At 51.3% G+C, this 15,698-nt stretch carries 10 protein-coding genes; 4 read left to right on the top strand and 6 right to left on the bottom strand.

Going from position 1 to position 15,698, the window contains the following annotated elements; all coding sequences use genetic code 11:
- Window positions 1–176: 176 nt before the first annotated feature.
- A complete protein-coding gene (locus BUA40_RS05560; RefSeq protein ID WP_178299558.1) occupies window positions 177–2,636 on the bottom strand; it encodes a C25 family cysteine peptidase in 2,460 nt (819 codons plus the stop codon).
- A gap of 323 nt (window positions 2,637–2,959) precedes the next feature.
- Between BUA40_RS05560 and BUA40_RS05550 the strand changes: the two genes are divergently transcribed.
- Both BUA40_RS05550 and prfB read left to right on the top strand, forming a co-directional pair.
- On the top strand, window positions 2,960–3,970 hold the full coding sequence (locus BUA40_RS05550; protein WP_072799285.1) for a peptidylprolyl isomerase: 1,011 nt from the start codon (window positions 2,960–2,962) through the stop codon (window positions 3,968–3,970).
- Window positions 3,970–5,077 (top strand): peptide chain release factor 2 gene (gene prfB, locus BUA40_RS05545; RefSeq protein WP_143149696.1). Its coding sequence is split into 2 segments (ribosomal slippage): window positions 3,970–4,041 and window positions 4,043–5,077, totalling 1,107 coding nucleotides; the frame shifts between segments, so codons are not numbered across the junction. Before BUA40_RS05550 ends, prfB begins: the two co-directional genes overlap by 1 nt.
- 144 nt (window positions 5,078–5,221) lie before the next feature.
- Here prfB and BUA40_RS14530 read toward each other — a convergent pair.
- Complete coding sequence (locus BUA40_RS14530) at window positions 5,222–5,392, bottom strand: hypothetical protein (protein ID WP_178299556.1); 171 nt, start codon at window positions 5,390–5,392, stop codon at window positions 5,222–5,224.
- A 251-nt stretch (window positions 5,393–5,643) separates the two neighbouring features.
- Window positions 5,644–7,308, bottom strand: coding sequence for a diphosphate--fructose-6-phosphate 1-phosphotransferase (locus tag BUA40_RS05540; RefSeq protein WP_072799280.1), 1,665 nt, complete (start codon window positions 7,306–7,308; stop codon window positions 5,644–5,646).
- A gap of 142 nt (window positions 7,309–7,450) precedes the next feature.
- On the opposite strand from BUA40_RS05540, the gene BUA40_RS05535 reads away from it, so the two are divergent.
- The gene (locus tag BUA40_RS05535) at window positions 7,451–9,061 is read left to right on the top strand and encodes an FISUMP domain-containing protein (RefSeq protein ID WP_072799277.1); all 1,611 of its coding nucleotides are present in this window, start codon (window positions 7,451–7,453) and stop codon (window positions 9,059–9,061) included.
- Window positions 9,062–9,146: 85 nt separating this feature from the next.
- Here BUA40_RS05535 and BUA40_RS05530 read toward each other — a convergent pair whose 3' ends face one another.
- The 3 genes from BUA40_RS05530 to aspS all read right to left on the bottom strand — a co-directional run bounded on the left by BUA40_RS05530 (window position 9,147) and on the right by aspS (window position 14,446).
- A complete protein-coding gene (locus tag BUA40_RS05530; RefSeq protein WP_072799275.1) occupies window positions 9,147–11,501 on the bottom strand; it encodes a CotH kinase family protein in 2,355 nt (784 codons plus the stop codon).
- 253 nt (window positions 11,502–11,754) lie between these two features.
- Window positions 11,755–12,486, bottom strand: coding sequence for an aquaporin Z (gene aqpZ / locus BUA40_RS05525; protein ID WP_072799272.1), 732 nt, complete (start codon window positions 12,484–12,486; stop codon window positions 11,755–11,757).
- 166 nt (window positions 12,487–12,652) lie between these two features.
- Window positions 12,653–14,446 (bottom strand): aspartate--tRNA ligase, encoded by a 1,794-nt coding sequence (gene aspS, locus BUA40_RS05520; protein ID WP_072799269.1) that lies wholly within the window; start codon window positions 14,444–14,446, stop codon window positions 12,653–12,655.
- Between the two features lie 373 nt (window positions 14,447–14,819).
- On the opposite strand from aspS, the gene dapF reads away from it, so the two are divergent.
- On the top strand, window positions 14,820–15,686 hold the full coding sequence (gene dapF, locus BUA40_RS05515; protein WP_072799267.1) for a diaminopimelate epimerase: 867 nt from the start codon (window positions 14,820–14,822) through the stop codon (window positions 15,684–15,686).
- Window positions 15,687–15,698 lie beyond the last annotated feature (12 nt).

Raw genomic sequence — 15,698 nt, 5'->3', positions numbered from 1 at the left:
TAGTAAGGACCCTTGCAGGTGGCAGATTGATGTGCGTGCCCTTGCACGCCGCTAGTATTGTAGGGCTACGCCCGTATATGAAGAACCGCCGGCTTCGCCGGCGGGTCACTTTTTCCAATGCTAGTCAGTTTACGTTTGCATTTGGCGCAATCCATAGGCTTGACAGAGCCTGCAAACTACCGCAGTCTCACCATCTTGGCGCTTTCGACGGTTTTTCCGCGTTTGAGGCTCACGATATAGCGGTTGCTTTTGAGTTTCGTGAAATCATGGCTGACGGAATTGTAGCCGGCGTTTGCGTTTACGCAGAACGATGCGACGGTTTGTCCGAGAACGTCCATGACATCAATCTCGTACAGTCCTGCCTTTGATGCTTCGAACGAGATTGTGTTGCGGTTGAACACGACAACCTTTGTTGCATGTGCTACAGTTGTTATTGGGCTTGCAAACGTCGTGTGTTCGGGCGAAGATAGCGGAGCGAACGGTATGTAATAGACGACGGCGTTTTCGTGAACGGCCAAGCCGTATCCGGTGAACGATCCGTATGCCTTGCCATAGACGTTTAGCATGGTTTTGGGCGCATTGACAGATCCGTAGAACAGACTGTCGATATCAACGGGGTTTGCGTTGTCATAGACAATTAACTTGAATCCGCTTGCCGCTTTCTCGTAGTCGGTGGAGTCTTTAGCCGGGGAGGCGTTCCATGCAAAACCTTTCCTTACGTGCAGCAGGGAAGTGTATCCCGGTTTTTCGAACTTGTACTTGGAACCCGGTTCCATGGTCACGGAATACGCGTAGAAATCGCCTTCTGGAATGACGAGCGTTCCGGTGGAGCGAACGGTGAGCTTGTTGATGCATTTCCCGTCGACGAGAGTGAATTCCTTATCGACGGTCACGTTCTCGATGCATTTGTTTTCCGGGAAAGTCTGCAGGGTGTCGAATGCGTCGAATGTTTTGTTCCAGCGCTTGGGATTGACGTAGGCGACGTAATTGTAATCCGCTTCTGCACTGATGAAAAGTTCTGCATCTTCGTAATCGCGGTAGATGAGTGCTTTTTGGGCTTTAATTTCGGCATTCAGAACAAGGCCGCCTTTGGCGTAGACGGAACCGATTCGGGCGGAGCCATGGATGCCTGCGCAATAGTTCGCTTCTGTGGAACCGCAGATGACGTTGCAGAATCCATCGGCACCCTGCGCTTCGTCGATGCATATGCCGCTGATGTTGAAATCGTGCAATGCGTGCAGCGCGATGTTGTTGGGCATGCTGTCTTGTTTTACGTTGTCTCTATTGGTTTTAATTGTTGCAAACGGGTCGCCGAAAAGCGTGGTCCCGTAGTACCAGGTGTAAATGTCCTTTGCATTCTTGTAACTTTCGAATACCAAAGATCTGTAGTTGGCCCACTTGACGTATGCATCGCCAAGGAAATTTGTTCTCATATGCTTGTCGAGTGTATCGACCGCTTGGTATCCGCCGCCCATCTTTGTTGAGGCAATCATCGAAACACCGCCTTTCAGGGACCTAAACAAGAATGCCATGCCTACCGTGCGGTCGTAGGAGAGGCCTTCGGGTGTGGAGTAGCGACCGATGTTGCAAGAGAACAAGTCAAGCAGGTAGGGGACACTTTCGATGGAGGGCTCAAAGTCGTTTACCGAAACGCCATCGGCAAAGGACTTTTCGTTGCCATGGCCCAGATGGGTCAGCCAATCGTAATCCTTTACCATATACAGGAGCGATTTTTCTCTGTCCATCGCATGGACGACATCGACTTCGTTATACATTTTCGAGAGGTCGTTGATATGGCTTACGACGGCGTAGTCTGCCCTGTAAATAGGGGATGGGTCGGAATAGGTAAACAGAGCTTTGTCCGAACGTGGGGTTGAGCTTACGTGCATGTCGTAGGCCTTGTTGAGCCAGCGTACGGTGAGTTCCTTGACCGTGGCGAGGTATTCGTTGTAATTGCGGAGTTGTTCAATCCATTTGTTATTGTACAAGTCGCGGGCTTCGCCGTAAGCGTTTACGCGTGATACCCAAATTTCGAAATCTTCGCCGGCAAGTTCCCCGTTAAAATGGTTGTGGTGTGAATCGAAAATCCCGTTTTCGCCGTATTCCACTTCGCCGCTGCATGCTCCGTCGGATACGCAGCCGGTTCCGACGAGTTCGTCTGTCCACTTGCCGTCCATGTCCATATAGTAGAAGTCAACCGCCCAGACCTGGTAGCCGGTGATTTTTCCATCGCCGGGGAATGCCGCCCTGCCGTCGGATTCTCTGGCAAAGTATTCCATTCGTGCAAAAGGCAGATTGCCTATAAGGATGACTCCCGCTAATGGAGCTTTGGATTTGTCTTCCCAGGATTCCTTGATGGCGGCCTTCAGTTCGGCAGCGGTGCTTTTCTGTTTAAATTTGGGGCTTGTACTGAGAGTTGTAGAGTCAAGGACTAATGCGGCCGGGAACGACTTGATATCTATCTTGAAGTTGAATTCCTTTTCGACGGCGCCGGCGTATTTCTGCGCTGCTGCAAGTATGTCTGCATCTTTGTAAAGATCTTCGTCAATGTAAATTTCGGCGCGTCTCTGTTCTGCTGCTGTACAAAAAACACAAAGTGCGCACAAAAAAGTGCTGATTCTAGAAAATAAATTCACGGCTCCTCCTTGTTTACCGCAATAAGTTTTTTGAAAAATAGAATTTATGAAGAACAAAAAGAAACGCGCTCCTTTTTAGAGAGCGCCTTTTAAATATTTGGGCTTGAAATTGTCATTTTTGCTATATGGCACTCCTTCGGAGTGCATATAGTATGGCTCGGCCATGCCAAAAACATAATGTTTTTGTCGCGGCTCTCGCCTTTTGACGCCTATGGCGTCCGTGGCTTCGGTTCGGCAATATGGGCAAACAAGTTTGCCCATGCTGGGCTCACCTCGCACACTTTTTCTATATTTACACCGGAAAATTTTAAAAAGGAATAAAAATGCGTTCTTTTAAATTTGTTTCTCGCGGTATCTTGACGGTCGCTCTGGCCGCCGGTATCGCTTCTGCTCAGTTGTTGAATTCCAAAAGCATGGATGTAATCCGTGTGGAAAAAGTCGGTATTTCTGCAGGTAAAATCGATAGCCTCGCCAAAATGCTCGGCGAACAGCAGCTCCGCGGCAAGAAAATCGACGACAAGACCATGACCCAGCTCCGTTATGCCGTGATTGACAACCTGGTTGGCCAGGAACTCATCAAGCTCGAAGCCAAGAAGATGGGTATCAAGGTTTCCCAGGGTAAGGTCGATAGCTTGACCAAGCTTTTCAAGTCTCAGTTCCCGAGCGATGACGCCTTCCAGAAGGAACTCAAGAAGTCTAACACCACCATGGCCCAGTTCAAGGAAAAGATCGAAGACCAGCTGAAGAGCGAAGCTATCCTCGAAAAGAAGGTGCCGTACCCGAAGGATCCGACTGAAAAGCAGAAGGAAGCTTTCTGGGAACTGAACAAGACGAAGGTTCAGGTGAACGATTCCATTAGCGGTGCCCGTATCGTGATTTACACTAAGGGCAAGTCCAAGCAGGAAATCGAAGACGCCAAGGTGATGTTGCAGGGCCTTGCCGCCCAGGTGCGCAGCAAGAAGGCTACGTTTGCACAGCTTGCTGCCATGTACAGCGACGACCAGACCGCCAAGAAGACTGGCGGCGTGATGCCCAAGTTTGTGGCTAAGTCCAAGGGCGATGCTTTTGTGAAGGCCGTGAACAAGGTCAAGGTCGGCGAAATCACCGAACCTTACACCGATAAGGACGGAATCTCTATCTTTATGCTGACCGAAAAGAACGATGGCAAGTACGAAAGCTACAAGCACCAGATCGACTACATTCTGCGTGTGCAGGCCGAACAGGACCGTCAGGCTCAGCTCAAGGCTTACCTCGACGGCCTCGGAAAGGTCTACAAGGTGCAGTACCTCGATGCCAAGTACACTCCGCCGCAGGCTATCGGAGCAGCAAAGTAATGGCTTTTCAGACGACGCACACCGGGCTGATCGACTTGCGTACGCGCATCGATAAGCTCTGGGGGTATCTTTGACTTAGAAGCCAAGACCGAAGAACTCTACGTTTTGGAAAAGGACTCCGCCGACCCGAACCTGTGGAATGACCAGGAAAAGGCGCAGTCCATGATGAAAAAAATCGGCAATCTGCGCGCCCTGCTGGACTCGTGGAAAGAAGTCTCGCAGAGCTGCGATGACTTGGCCGAACTTTATGAAATGAGCAAGGCGGAAGAATCCGCCGACTTGACGGCATCGATCGATTCCGATATCGCAGAACTCAAGTCGAAGATTGAGGCGATGGAATTCAAGAAAATGCTGAACGGCCCCGATGACGCTTGCAGTTGCTTGCTGTCGATTCATCCGGGCGCAGGCGGCACCGAGTCGCAGGACTGGGCGCTCATGCTCTTCCGCATGTACACGCATTTCTTTGAACGCGAAAACATGGACTTCAAGGTGGTCGACTTCCAGGAAGCGGAAGATGCTGGCCTCAAGAGTGCGACCATCGAAGTCACTTGCGAAAACGCTTACGGCCTGCTCCGTTCCGAAATCGGCGTGCACCGTCTGGTGCGCATCAGCCCGTTCGATGCAAACGCCCGCCGTCACACGAGCTTTACCGCCGTGTACCTGTACCCCGAACACGAAGACATCGAATTCGATTTGGATATGGCTGACGTGCGCGTGGATACTTACCGCAGTAGCGGTGCCGGTGGTCAGTACATCAACAAGACGGACTCCGCCGTGCGTATGACGCACTTGCCCACGGGCATTATGGCGAGCTGCCAGACCGAACGCAGCCAGATTCAGAACCGTGAAACCTGCTACAAGATGCTCAAGACCATGGTCGCCGAACATTATCGCTTGGAAGAAGAAGCCAAGCGTGATGCCCGTATGGCCGAAAAGAAAAAGGTCGAATGGGGTAGCCAGATCCGTAGCTACGTGCTGCAGCCTTACCAGCTGGTCAAGGACCTGCGCACCGGCGTCGAAACCTCTGACACCGCAGGCGTGCTCGACGGTAAAATCAAACCGTTCATTAACGCCTATCTGCTCAGCACTAGCGAAGGGCAGAAGTGACACGAAAGTGTCATCCTGAGCTATACGAAACTTAGAACTTTAGTTCTCTAGTTGAGTTATGCTCTTTGGGTAGGAACGAAGTGAAGTCGAAGGATCTTTAGTAGACAATTAGAAAGTGGCGGGCTATTGCCCGCCATTTTTCTTTTACTTCAAGTTGTACTTTTCCTTGAGGGCGATGCGCTCTTCTTCGGAAAGGCTCTTGAGATACGAACGCCAGCCGGGGCAGAAGTTGATGTGGAACCGCCAGAAGCGCCCGATAAGCGATTTGGGATTCTTGTCGTACTTGGCCCGAAATTTGCAATCAGCACACGCCATAATGCAGCTCCTTGTTTCTTTAAAAAAAATAAAAATCCTGCAACAGATGTTGCAGGAATGAAGATCAAGAATTTGAATTTTTAGGGAGCAGATACAAGGCGCTCGAAAAAAATAATCTCTGCAAAAAAATGCAGAGATTAAAAATCAAGACGATGTTTATCGGAGTGTGGATGCAAGGCGTCCGTGCCCCGTAGCGTATAATAATACGTGAGGGGCGCGGCAACGAAGCAGACGCCTCCGAGAAACGAGTCTTACTTCACCTTGAGGGCGCCGCGTTCCAGCTTGATCGTGAAGTTGGTCACGTCGCAAACTTCGCTCGGACCCCAGTACTGGATTGGACCCGGATAGGTGTAGGATTCAGTCTTGGCCCAAACTTCGCGGTTCTTGGCGAAGAACTTGAACGGAGCACCGTCGAGTTCAACGAGAGCCTTCTGGATCACCGGCTTGTCGGCACCGTGACGGCGTTCGATGTTCATCATCATGGTGATAGGAATGCCACCGGCAGTCCACTTTTCGATACCCTTGGTCAGGTCACGCACAGAGCTCATGTAGCCGTTCATCTTGTTGAAGGCGAGCACAGAAGCGGTGTAACCGAGGCTGTAGCAGTAGTCGGCGTCGAAGTTGGACGGAGCGGCGCAACGGCCTTCGTAACCGAAGAAGTGGTTGAGAGCAGAGAACTTGCCCTTGAAGTTCTTGCGGCTCTTGAGTTCCTTCTTCACCATTTCGATGACGAGCTTTTCGGTTTCGATGAGGGAAACCTGCACGTTGCCGTGGCTGTCGCGGTCAAGCATCAGCTGGCCCTGAGTGGTGGAGGGGAGGCTCTTGAGGACTTCGGCAGATGCCTTAGAAATCCAGTTGCAGAGCTTTTCAACCTTAGCGGCGGTGTCGAGGCCTTCGACTTCCTTTTCGTGGTGGGCGAGGGCTTCAGAGAGTTCGGAAATGAGCACGCCGACATCCGGGATGAATTCGAGGAGACCTTCCGGAATCAGGCAGACGCCGAAGTTCTTGCCGTCAGCAGCACGGGCAGCAACGATGTCTGCAACGTACTTGATGACCTGCTTGAGCTTCATCTTCTTGGCCTTGACTTCTTCAGAGATCAAGCAGATGTTCGGGTGGGTCTGGAGAGCGGCTTCGAGAGCGATGTGAGAAGCGCTACGGCCCATGAGCTTGATGAAGTGCCAGTACTTCTGAGCGGAGTTGGCATCGCGCATGATGTTGCCGATGAGTTCGGAATAGGTCTTGACAGCGGTGTCGAAACCGAAGGAGGTTTCGATGTATTCGTTCTTGAGGTCGCCGTCGATGGTCTTCGGGCAGCCGCAAACCACGCAGCTTGCGCCGTTGGCCTGGAAGTATTCACCGAGAACAGCAGCGTTGGTGTTGGAGTCGTCACCACCGATAATCACGATAGCGTCGAGCTTCTGAGCCTTGGCAACAGCCATGCACTTCTTGAACTGTTCTTCAGTTTCGAGCTTGGTACGGCCGGACTGGATGATGTCGAAACCACCAGTGTTGCGGTAGGAGTCCATGATCTTTTCGTTGATCACGATGAACTTGCCGTTTTCGAGGCCAGACGGACCGCCGAGGAAGCCGAGGAGCTTGGAATTCTTGCTGATGCTCTTGATACCGTCGAAGATACCTGCAATCACGTTGTGTCCACCAGGAGCCTGGCCACCGGAGAGAACAACACCCACGTTGAGGGCCTTACCGGCAGCAGCCTTGGTAGCCTTCTTCATGGAAATGTACGGTGCACCGTAGGTGTTCGGGAACAGAGCCTTGATCTTGGCCTGGTCGCGCACGGATTCGGTAGCCTTACCCTTGTTGAGAGAGACCTTGAGAGCGCCGTCGCGGAGAGCGGCGGGGAGTTTCGGCTGGTAGGCCTTGCGAGCCTTGCCGAGGACGGACAGATTGTCAGCCATTGTATCTTCCTTTTGAGTTTGCCCGATGTTCGGGCCGGGTTAAAAAATTACATGCTCAAATATAGTAAAAGGAAAATGCTTCGCCAATACGGAAAACGAAAATCTATATTTGTCTCAACTAGAAAATTAAGAGGTTAGGATTATGAAAAAAAGCATTCTTGCTTTATCTTTTTCCATGGTGTTTGTCGCAGCCCTTTTGTCCGCTTGTGGCGGCAGCGGTAGCGATGCCGACGATTACGAAGGCTATGACCCTTCATCGGGACATTCCGGTGGTGGCAAGGGAGAATTCTTCAAGACGGGTTCAATGGTTGACTCGCGCGATGGAAAGACGTACAAGACGGTTAAAATCGGCAATCAAGTGTGGATGGCCGAGAACTTGGCTTTTTACGATACGATAGGAATTCCGGAACTGACAAAAGCTCCGTCTAGTGATTATAACAGCTGGTCTGGAGATATTATGCCTATTGCTTCGATTCTTGATTCGGAAGCAACGCCTGCTGCCAAGGAATCTTCGGTTCAGAAATACTCTTATGATGCCGCCATGAATTTTGAATACTACAGCGACACCTCCTATAACGATGGAATTTGCCCGCCGGGTTGGCACTTGCCCGCCATGGCCGAATTCGATGTCCTTAAGGAAGTCTTGCTGTCGGTGTGTGAAGCGGGGGCGGCATGCTCCATAGCCGATGAAAGTGGCTGGGGAAAAGCTGAAACCTATTGGACGAGTAATCCTGCTGATGGAGTCCGCATCAATTCGGAATATGGATATTCTTACAGGTCCAATTCTTACGATGCCGTTTCTTATACGGTAGACGTTTATAACACTTCCTACTTTGTTGCGGATTTCTCGGGAAAAACAAGCAAATTGAATGTCCGCTGTGTTCAGGGTGCCGTTTTGGACTCTGTTTCTGCTCTAAAATCCTTTATGGCAGTTCGAGAAAAGAATATAGAGGCAATGCGTTTAGCCGATTCTGTATGGCAGTACATTCAGAGAGGTGCCAAGAATTATTTTAACGATTCTCTTGAATACAGCTATTTTACGGATCCGCGAGACGGCAATGTCTACGGGTATCTGAAAATCGGTAGCTATTTCTGGATGGCCGAAAACATGCGCTATACTGTTGGTGATGCCTTTTGCGATTCTTACCTCAAATGCAATGCCAGTTCTCATCAAGATACTCTTTCGTATTTTGACATTGGACTTTCATATAGAGCTTCTGTAAAAGATTCCGTATGTCCGGACGGATGGCATCTGCCTTCTAAAGAGGAATGGCTTGACTTGAGAGCGGCTTCTGAAAATAATGGTGATTTCTTTGGCAATGACGAAATGTGGGATCCTTCTTGGGTGACCGCTACGAATTCGACGGGCTTCACGATGCTGACAACAACTTACGGAAGTGCTCGTGAGAGAAGTGCGTTTAATGAGGCAGCTTTTTGGGTGCGAGGCGATTCCGTGTATGTTCGTTTGAAAATCGATACGGTTTACATCGATGATCCCGTGGAAGAGCCCGTTGTTGTTGTGCCTGAGGATTCTACGGCTGATTCCCTGGTGGCCGATACGGCGGTTGTTTCGGATTCTACGGTTGCCGATTCGTTGCCGGAAGTTCCTGAACGCAAGTTTATTCTCGATACGACGCGTACTGAAACTCAATATTATTCCTACTACGAATACGACTGGATGGGAAGTTTCGGCTTGCAGACGACTTCTTCTAGCTATGATTCGTTCAGCGTCCGTTGCGTCAAGGACTATTAATCGCCGAACTTGATTCTCGAAAAGATTAAAAAAAAAGTGGAAACGAATCGTTTCCACTTTTTGGTATGGGAGTTTACAGGCTTGCTTACTTGAAGATGGCGGAGTAGGTGGCGCCGTTGGCGATTTGCACCTTTCTCGGGTTCTCGGTGTTGCCGTCAGCCCATCCGCTGAACACGCGTCCAGTTTCGGGAATTGCGGTAAGGACCATGTCTACGCCAGTAAAGAATTTGCCCTGATAATTGGAACTGGGGAGCTTCATGCCGTCGACCAGGATGGTGCCGCTGCCGCTAGCAGAGATGCTGACGGTAGTTTCGCCCTGGAGACCGAAGTAGGTTGCAAGTTCCTGCCTGAAGGTTTCGGTGCGGTTCTGGGCGAATCTCAGAATGTCTGCGCCAGAAGGAGACCAGTTGTACTTTGCCTGGGTACGGGGCCAGCGCTGTTCATCACGAGACTGTTCGGAGCTCGGAATCATGGCGGCCATTGTCTGTACGGCCTTCTGGACTTTTTCGTAAGTCAGGTAGTCGTTCAAGAGAATGCAACCCTGGTTGATGAACAAGTGCTTGAATTCGGGGTTTGCGAGGAGCTTTTTCAGCATGTTGCCGATGGTGGTATTTGCGCCGCCCATGCCGAAGCCGCCACCCCAGCCGCCGCCGATGCCGCCTATACCGCCCATGCCACCGGGCTGTTGTCCACCAGGTTGCTGACCGCCTTGGCTGTTGTCTGTGGCGCTACCCAGCACCCACTGGAACATGTTCTGGCTTTCCGTATCGAAGCCCATAATGCCCGGGGTAAAACCGTAACCATGGTCCACGTCGAAAATCATGAACTTGAAGGGGTATCCGTTTTGCGGGCTGCCCCAGGCGCGAATGTTGTTGTTGGGCCAGTCGCCGTTATGGATGTACATTTCGGCGATCATATATTGTGCAAAACTGTTGACGTTCAGCTTTGTCTTAATTTCGGCGTAAGACTGGTTGTTTTCGCCAGCGAAATTGCCGCCGGTAATGGAATTTGCCAACTGGCCGAATTCGGTGCTGGATGCTCCGTTGGTGCCGCTGGGTGCCCATCCGTTGACGCAACCCTGGTCGCCATTGGCGCAGTTCTTGACGACGTTGATGCTCTTGGAATCGATGCCGTAATTGGTTTCGACATAGCTTCTGTTCAAGCGTTCGCGCAAGTCATGAATGCCGAAGTATTCGCCGTTGTAGAATACGACTACCTGGAGGCTACGCTGGTAATCCACATCGGTGCCTTCCATCAGACTCACCAGCATGGGGTCGCCAAAGTAGTCGGTCCAGAAACGGTTACCGTTGTTGCGCAGGTTGAAACTCTTCATCTTCTTTGCTTCGGGGCGAGTCTTGAAGAAAGAATATTTTAAAACCTTGTCGCCATAGTCGTCGTTGTCCATCTTGATGGCAACGCTCTTCTTGGGTTTGTAACGGCTGTAGTTACCGATAATCGAAATGCCGGCGTCGATTTCCCAGGTCTTTTCGTTGGTGGAACTTCCGTTTTCGAAGTATTCCACGTGAACGGGAAGTTCGTCGTCGCGCCAGAAGTTTGCCTGTTTGCAAGGTTCTGCACATTTGGGGTTGTTGGTGTCATCACCGCCGACGCCGCCCCACATGCCCATGCCGCCGCTATTGGTCAAGTCGCCGGTTGCGTAAAGGCCTGCACTGGAGTCGAACATGTCGTAGTGATTCACGGTCAAGGCCACCACAGGCATCGAGACGTTTTCGCCAATGAAGTAGGTCTGCGTGGTAGTATCGGCCGGCTGGCCGTTCACGAATTCAGAGCAGCGGATGACGGTGTTCTGCGTAATCGGCGTTGCCTGCGTGATAGATTCGGAATTCTGAGTGGGGAAGGAACCGTCAAAAGTACACTTGATCTGGCCGCCCTTTTGCGGGGTAGGCGGTTCAATAGTCAAATTCGAGTAGAAACCGGCCTTGGGCAGGAACGTGGCCTTTGCCTTGTGGTTGTCATCATATTCCTTGAGGCTACTAGAAGACAGATAGAGGACTTCTGCAGAAGAAGTCGGATTGACCGGGCTTTGGTTCGGGTTTTGAGGATCGGTCGGATTCGTGGCAGGATCCGTCGATGCGCTCGATACGCCAGGTTGTTCGTTGCCCTGCTGAGAGGCGCTAGAAACTGGATCCGGGATGACGACAGGAACGGTTACCGTTTCGCCTGTTTCGGGGTCGGTCACTTGAATGCCGGGAACTGTTTCGCCGGTTTCGGGATTGACGTAATCGACAGTCGGAATAACTTCGCCAGTTTCAGGATTGACGTAGTCGCCTGTTACAGGGTCAATGTAAGGAGTTGTGGCAGGATCCTGTTGCCCAAGAATGGGGTTGGTGACAGGATTAGATTCTTCAGCCTTGTCGGAACAACCGATAAGCAATGCTCCAGCGACGGCGAAAGGTAAAATTGCAACTTTTTTATTCATAACAAGCCCCTGGCCATAGGCCACTTTCCTCAACACCGTAGCTTAAAGTAACAAGTTTTATTTCAAAAAGGGCTTTGTTAATGCATTGTTTACAGTTTTTTGTTGTTGTTTGATGTAAATCACAAACGTTTAAATTTTTTGTGGGGTAAAATGTTCCGAAAATTGGATTTTTGAAAAAATTTCGCAATTTCTTGTGTAAAAATAAATGCCCGGACGGGTGTCCGGACATTCAAAGTGAGTATGAAAATTTCGATTACTTCTTGCAGCACTTGCATTCGGCGATGCACTTGTAAGCGATACCGCCGATCACGCCACCGAGAATCGGGGCTACCCAGAAGAGCCAGAGCTGCTTGATGGCAGCACCACCAACGAACACAGCCATAGCGGTAGAGCGGGCCGGGTTCACGGAGGTGTTGGTCACCGGGATAGAGATGAGGTGGATGAGCGTGAGGCAGAGGCCGATAGCGATCGGAGCGAAGCCTGCCGGAGCGCGGCCGTCGGTAGCGCCCATGATCACGAACAGGAAGATGGCCGTGAGCACGGTTTCGATGAGGAATGCAGAAAGCATACCGGAGGTCTTGCCGCCAAAGGCGTTCAGGCCGTCCTTGAGGGAATCGGACCAGCCGTTGGTTGCGAATGCGCCGATGCCTGCGTTGGTAAGGTCGGGGCATGCAATCACGTAAAGGAGCGCTGCTGCGATGATACCGCCAATGACCTGGGCCACGATGTAGGCCGGAGCTTCCTTAGCGGGGAAGCGGCCGCCGGCAACCTGGCCGAGCGTGACAGCCGGGTTCAAGTGGCAGCCCGAAATGTGACCGATGGCGTAGGCCATGGTGAGCACCGTAAGGCCGAAGGCCAGCGATACGCCCACGTAACCGATACCGGTGGTGGGAACGCCGCAAGCGAGCACGGCTGCACCGCAGCCGCCAAACACAAGCCAGAAGGTGCCGATAGCTTCGGCAATAGCGCGAGTAGTAAGTTTCATTTGAATTTTCTCCATATTGGGGGTTAAGAGTCTTTGCTCAATTTAGCAAAGACTGATTCCCAAATGCCGAAAATGAATGTGAAAAATTGTTTTCGTGAGAAAAAACACATGAAAAAAAAGTCCCTCGGAGTTACCGAGGAACTTTTAATCTTATTGAAAAGACTTATTACTTCTTTTCCGCCGTCTTGGGCATCTGCACGGAGATGTGGATGTCCTGCAGCTGCTGCAGATCCACTTCGCTCGGGCACTGGTCCATCGGGCTAGAAGCGCTCGTGTTCTTCGGGAACGCGATGTAGTCACGGATAGATTCTTCACCTTCCATGGTAGCGACAACGCGGTCGAGACCGAAGGCGAGACCGCCGTGCGGAGGAGCGCCGTACTTGAAGGCGTCAACGAAGAAGCCGAACTTGGTGCGAACCTGTTCTTCGGTAAGGCCGAGCAGGCGGAACACCTTTTCCTGGACTTCAGGGTTGTGAATACGGATAGAACCACCGCCGATTTCCACACCGTTAAGAACAAGGTCATAGGCTTCGGCGTTGCAATCCTTGAGGTTGCCACCGAGCATCATGTCCAGGTGTTCCGGAAGTGGGTTGGTGAACGGGTGGTGCATAGCCATGTAGCGGCCTTCGGTGTCGCTGTATTCGAACATCGGGAATTCGGTAATCCACACAAATTCACGCTTCTTCGGATCGCGGAGACCCTTGATACGGGCGACTTCCAAGCGGAGCTGACCCATAGCGGTTGCAGCAACCTTTTCGGGGCCTGCGATGAAGAACATCATGTCGCCGCACTTAGCGCCAACAGCGTCGCGGAGTTCGTTGAGCTGTTCGGTAGTAAAGAATTTGCCGACCTGAGTTTCAACTTCGTCATTTTCCTTGACGCGCATCCACACGAGGCCCTTAGAACCGTACTTGGCAACGTAAGCGGTGAGTTCGTCGATCTGCTTACGAGTAAAGTCAACGCAACCCTTGGCTGCAATACCGCGGATCTTGCCACCAGCGGCAACGCAGTTCTTGAACACGCCGAATTCGGACTTTGCACCGATTTCAGACACGTCGTGGATTTCGAGGTCGAAGCGGAGGTCCGGCTTGTCGGAACCGTACTTGAGCATGGCTTCTGCCCACTTCATACGGCGGATGTGGCGCGGCGGTTCGAAGTTCCAAACCTTGCCCAAGACTTCAGTCACGAACTTGTCGAACATTTCCATGACTTCGTCCTGGTTGACGAAAGACATTTCGACGTCGATCTGCGTGAATTCCGGCTGACGGTCAGCGCGGAGGTCTTCGTCGCGGAAGCACTTGGCAATCTGGAAGTAGCGGTCCATACCGGCAATCATCAAGAGCTGCTTGTACTGCTGCGGAGACTGCGGGAGGGCGTAGAACTTGCCCGGGTTCACGCGGGACGGCACGAGGTAGTCACGTGCGCCTTCCGGAGTGGACTTGCAAAGGCACGGAGTTTCAATGTTTTCAAAACCGTTGGCATAGAAGAAGTCGTACACGGCCTTGAGGAAGCGGCTCTTGAGGAGAAGCTTCTTCTGGATCCACGGACGGCGGAGGTCCAGGTAGCGGTACTGCAGGCGGAGGTCGTCGTTTTCCTTGCATTCTTCGTTCGGGTCGTTAATGGCGAGCGGAGAGGTGAGGGCGGCGTTCAGGATTTCGAGCTTGTCGGCCTTGACTTCGATTTCACCCGTGGCGAGCTTTTCGTTGGTGTTGCCTTCTTCGCGGGCGTAGACCTTACCAGTCACGTAAATAACGTATTCGTTACGGAGCTGTTCGGCGGTCTTCAACACGTCGGCGTTGTAGTCGGGGTTGAAAACGATCTGGGTCTTGCCATACTTGTCGCGGAGGTCAACGAAAATCACACCACCATGGTCACGGCGGCGATCCACCCAACCGGCGAGTGTTACGGTCTGGCCAACATCTTCCTTGCGAAGCTGGCCGCAGTTATGTGTACGTTTCATGGTTGTATCCTTGAAGATAATTTTTCGCGGCTAAAGATAGCAAAATTCGTGCCGAATGTGGGCTTATAAATTCGTGCCGAATGAGACTCTATGATATAAAATTGTACTTGTCAATTGTTTTGTTGAGGGTGTATCTATTCTATATACGCCAGAATGCCGAAATGTGGGGATTTTCACCCCTTCTGCCCTGCATTTGGAATTTACATAAAATGTAAAGTTAGTTTATTAGATTTACAGAAAATGTAATATTTCAAAATTTTGTTTTCTTTGAAATTTGAATAAAATTGGCGTTTTTAGCGAGATTTAACAATTTTTGTAAAGTTGGCACATTTTTTGCAAATGGGGCGGGGAAAATTATAAAGAGAACTGAATTATGCCAATAAATTTTTCAAAATGGACCGGGTTGGGCAACGATTTCGTGTTGCTGGAACCGGGTGTGTCGCTAGATTATAGCGATAATTTCGAACAACGTGTTATTCAACTTTGCGACCGCCGTTTCGGTATCGGTGCCGATGGCGTGGTCATCGTGACTCCGATGGATAACGATGGTTGCCTGGTAATCGACAAGATTAGCGAAGGCCCTCTGGCAAAGCCTGTTGCAAACGGCGTTGATTTCGAAATGCGCATTTTTAATGCAGATGGTTCTGAAGCGGCCATGTGCGGTAACGCAACGCGCTGCGTGGCCAAGTACATTCGCAGCCGCGGTCTTGCAAAAGACGCCAATACTAAAGTGTTTAATCTGCATACCAAGAGTGGCTTGGTGAAGCCCGCTCTGTTGGACGATGGTCGCGTGTGCGTCGATATGGGACTTCCGAGGAATTTCTTGGGTTCCATCAAGCTCACGGCCGATAGCTTTGACTTTACGGCTGAGACGGTTTCCATGGGAAATCCGCACGCGGTGATTTTCGTGGATGACATTGAAAAGATTCAGCTGGAAAAGTGGGGAAGCATCCTGGAAGTCGATAAGCAGTTCCCCGATCGCTGCAACATTGAATTTGCACAGGTGGTGACGCCCACCCAAATCCGCATGCGGGTTTGGGAACGAGGTTGCGGCGTTACGATGGCTTGTGGTACGGGCAGTTGCGCAACCCTCGTTGCGGCCCAGCGCACTGGCCGCGTGGGCGTCGAAGCCGACATCGTTCTCGATGGCGGTGTCCTCCACATCAAGCACGAAGAAGGTGGCCCCGTCTTGATGACCGGCCCTGCAGAAGAAGTATTTAAAGGAGAGATTGAGGCGTGAGGTCGCTCGTAA

It is taken from the genome of Fibrobacter sp. UWT2 (assembly GCF_900142545.1).
In the GTDB taxonomy this organism is placed as follows: Bacteria; Fibrobacterota; Fibrobacteria; order Fibrobacterales; family Fibrobacteraceae; genus Fibrobacter.
The sequence above is the reverse complement of the archived record's forward strand: the minus strand, read 5'-3'. Positions and strand labels throughout refer to the sequence as shown.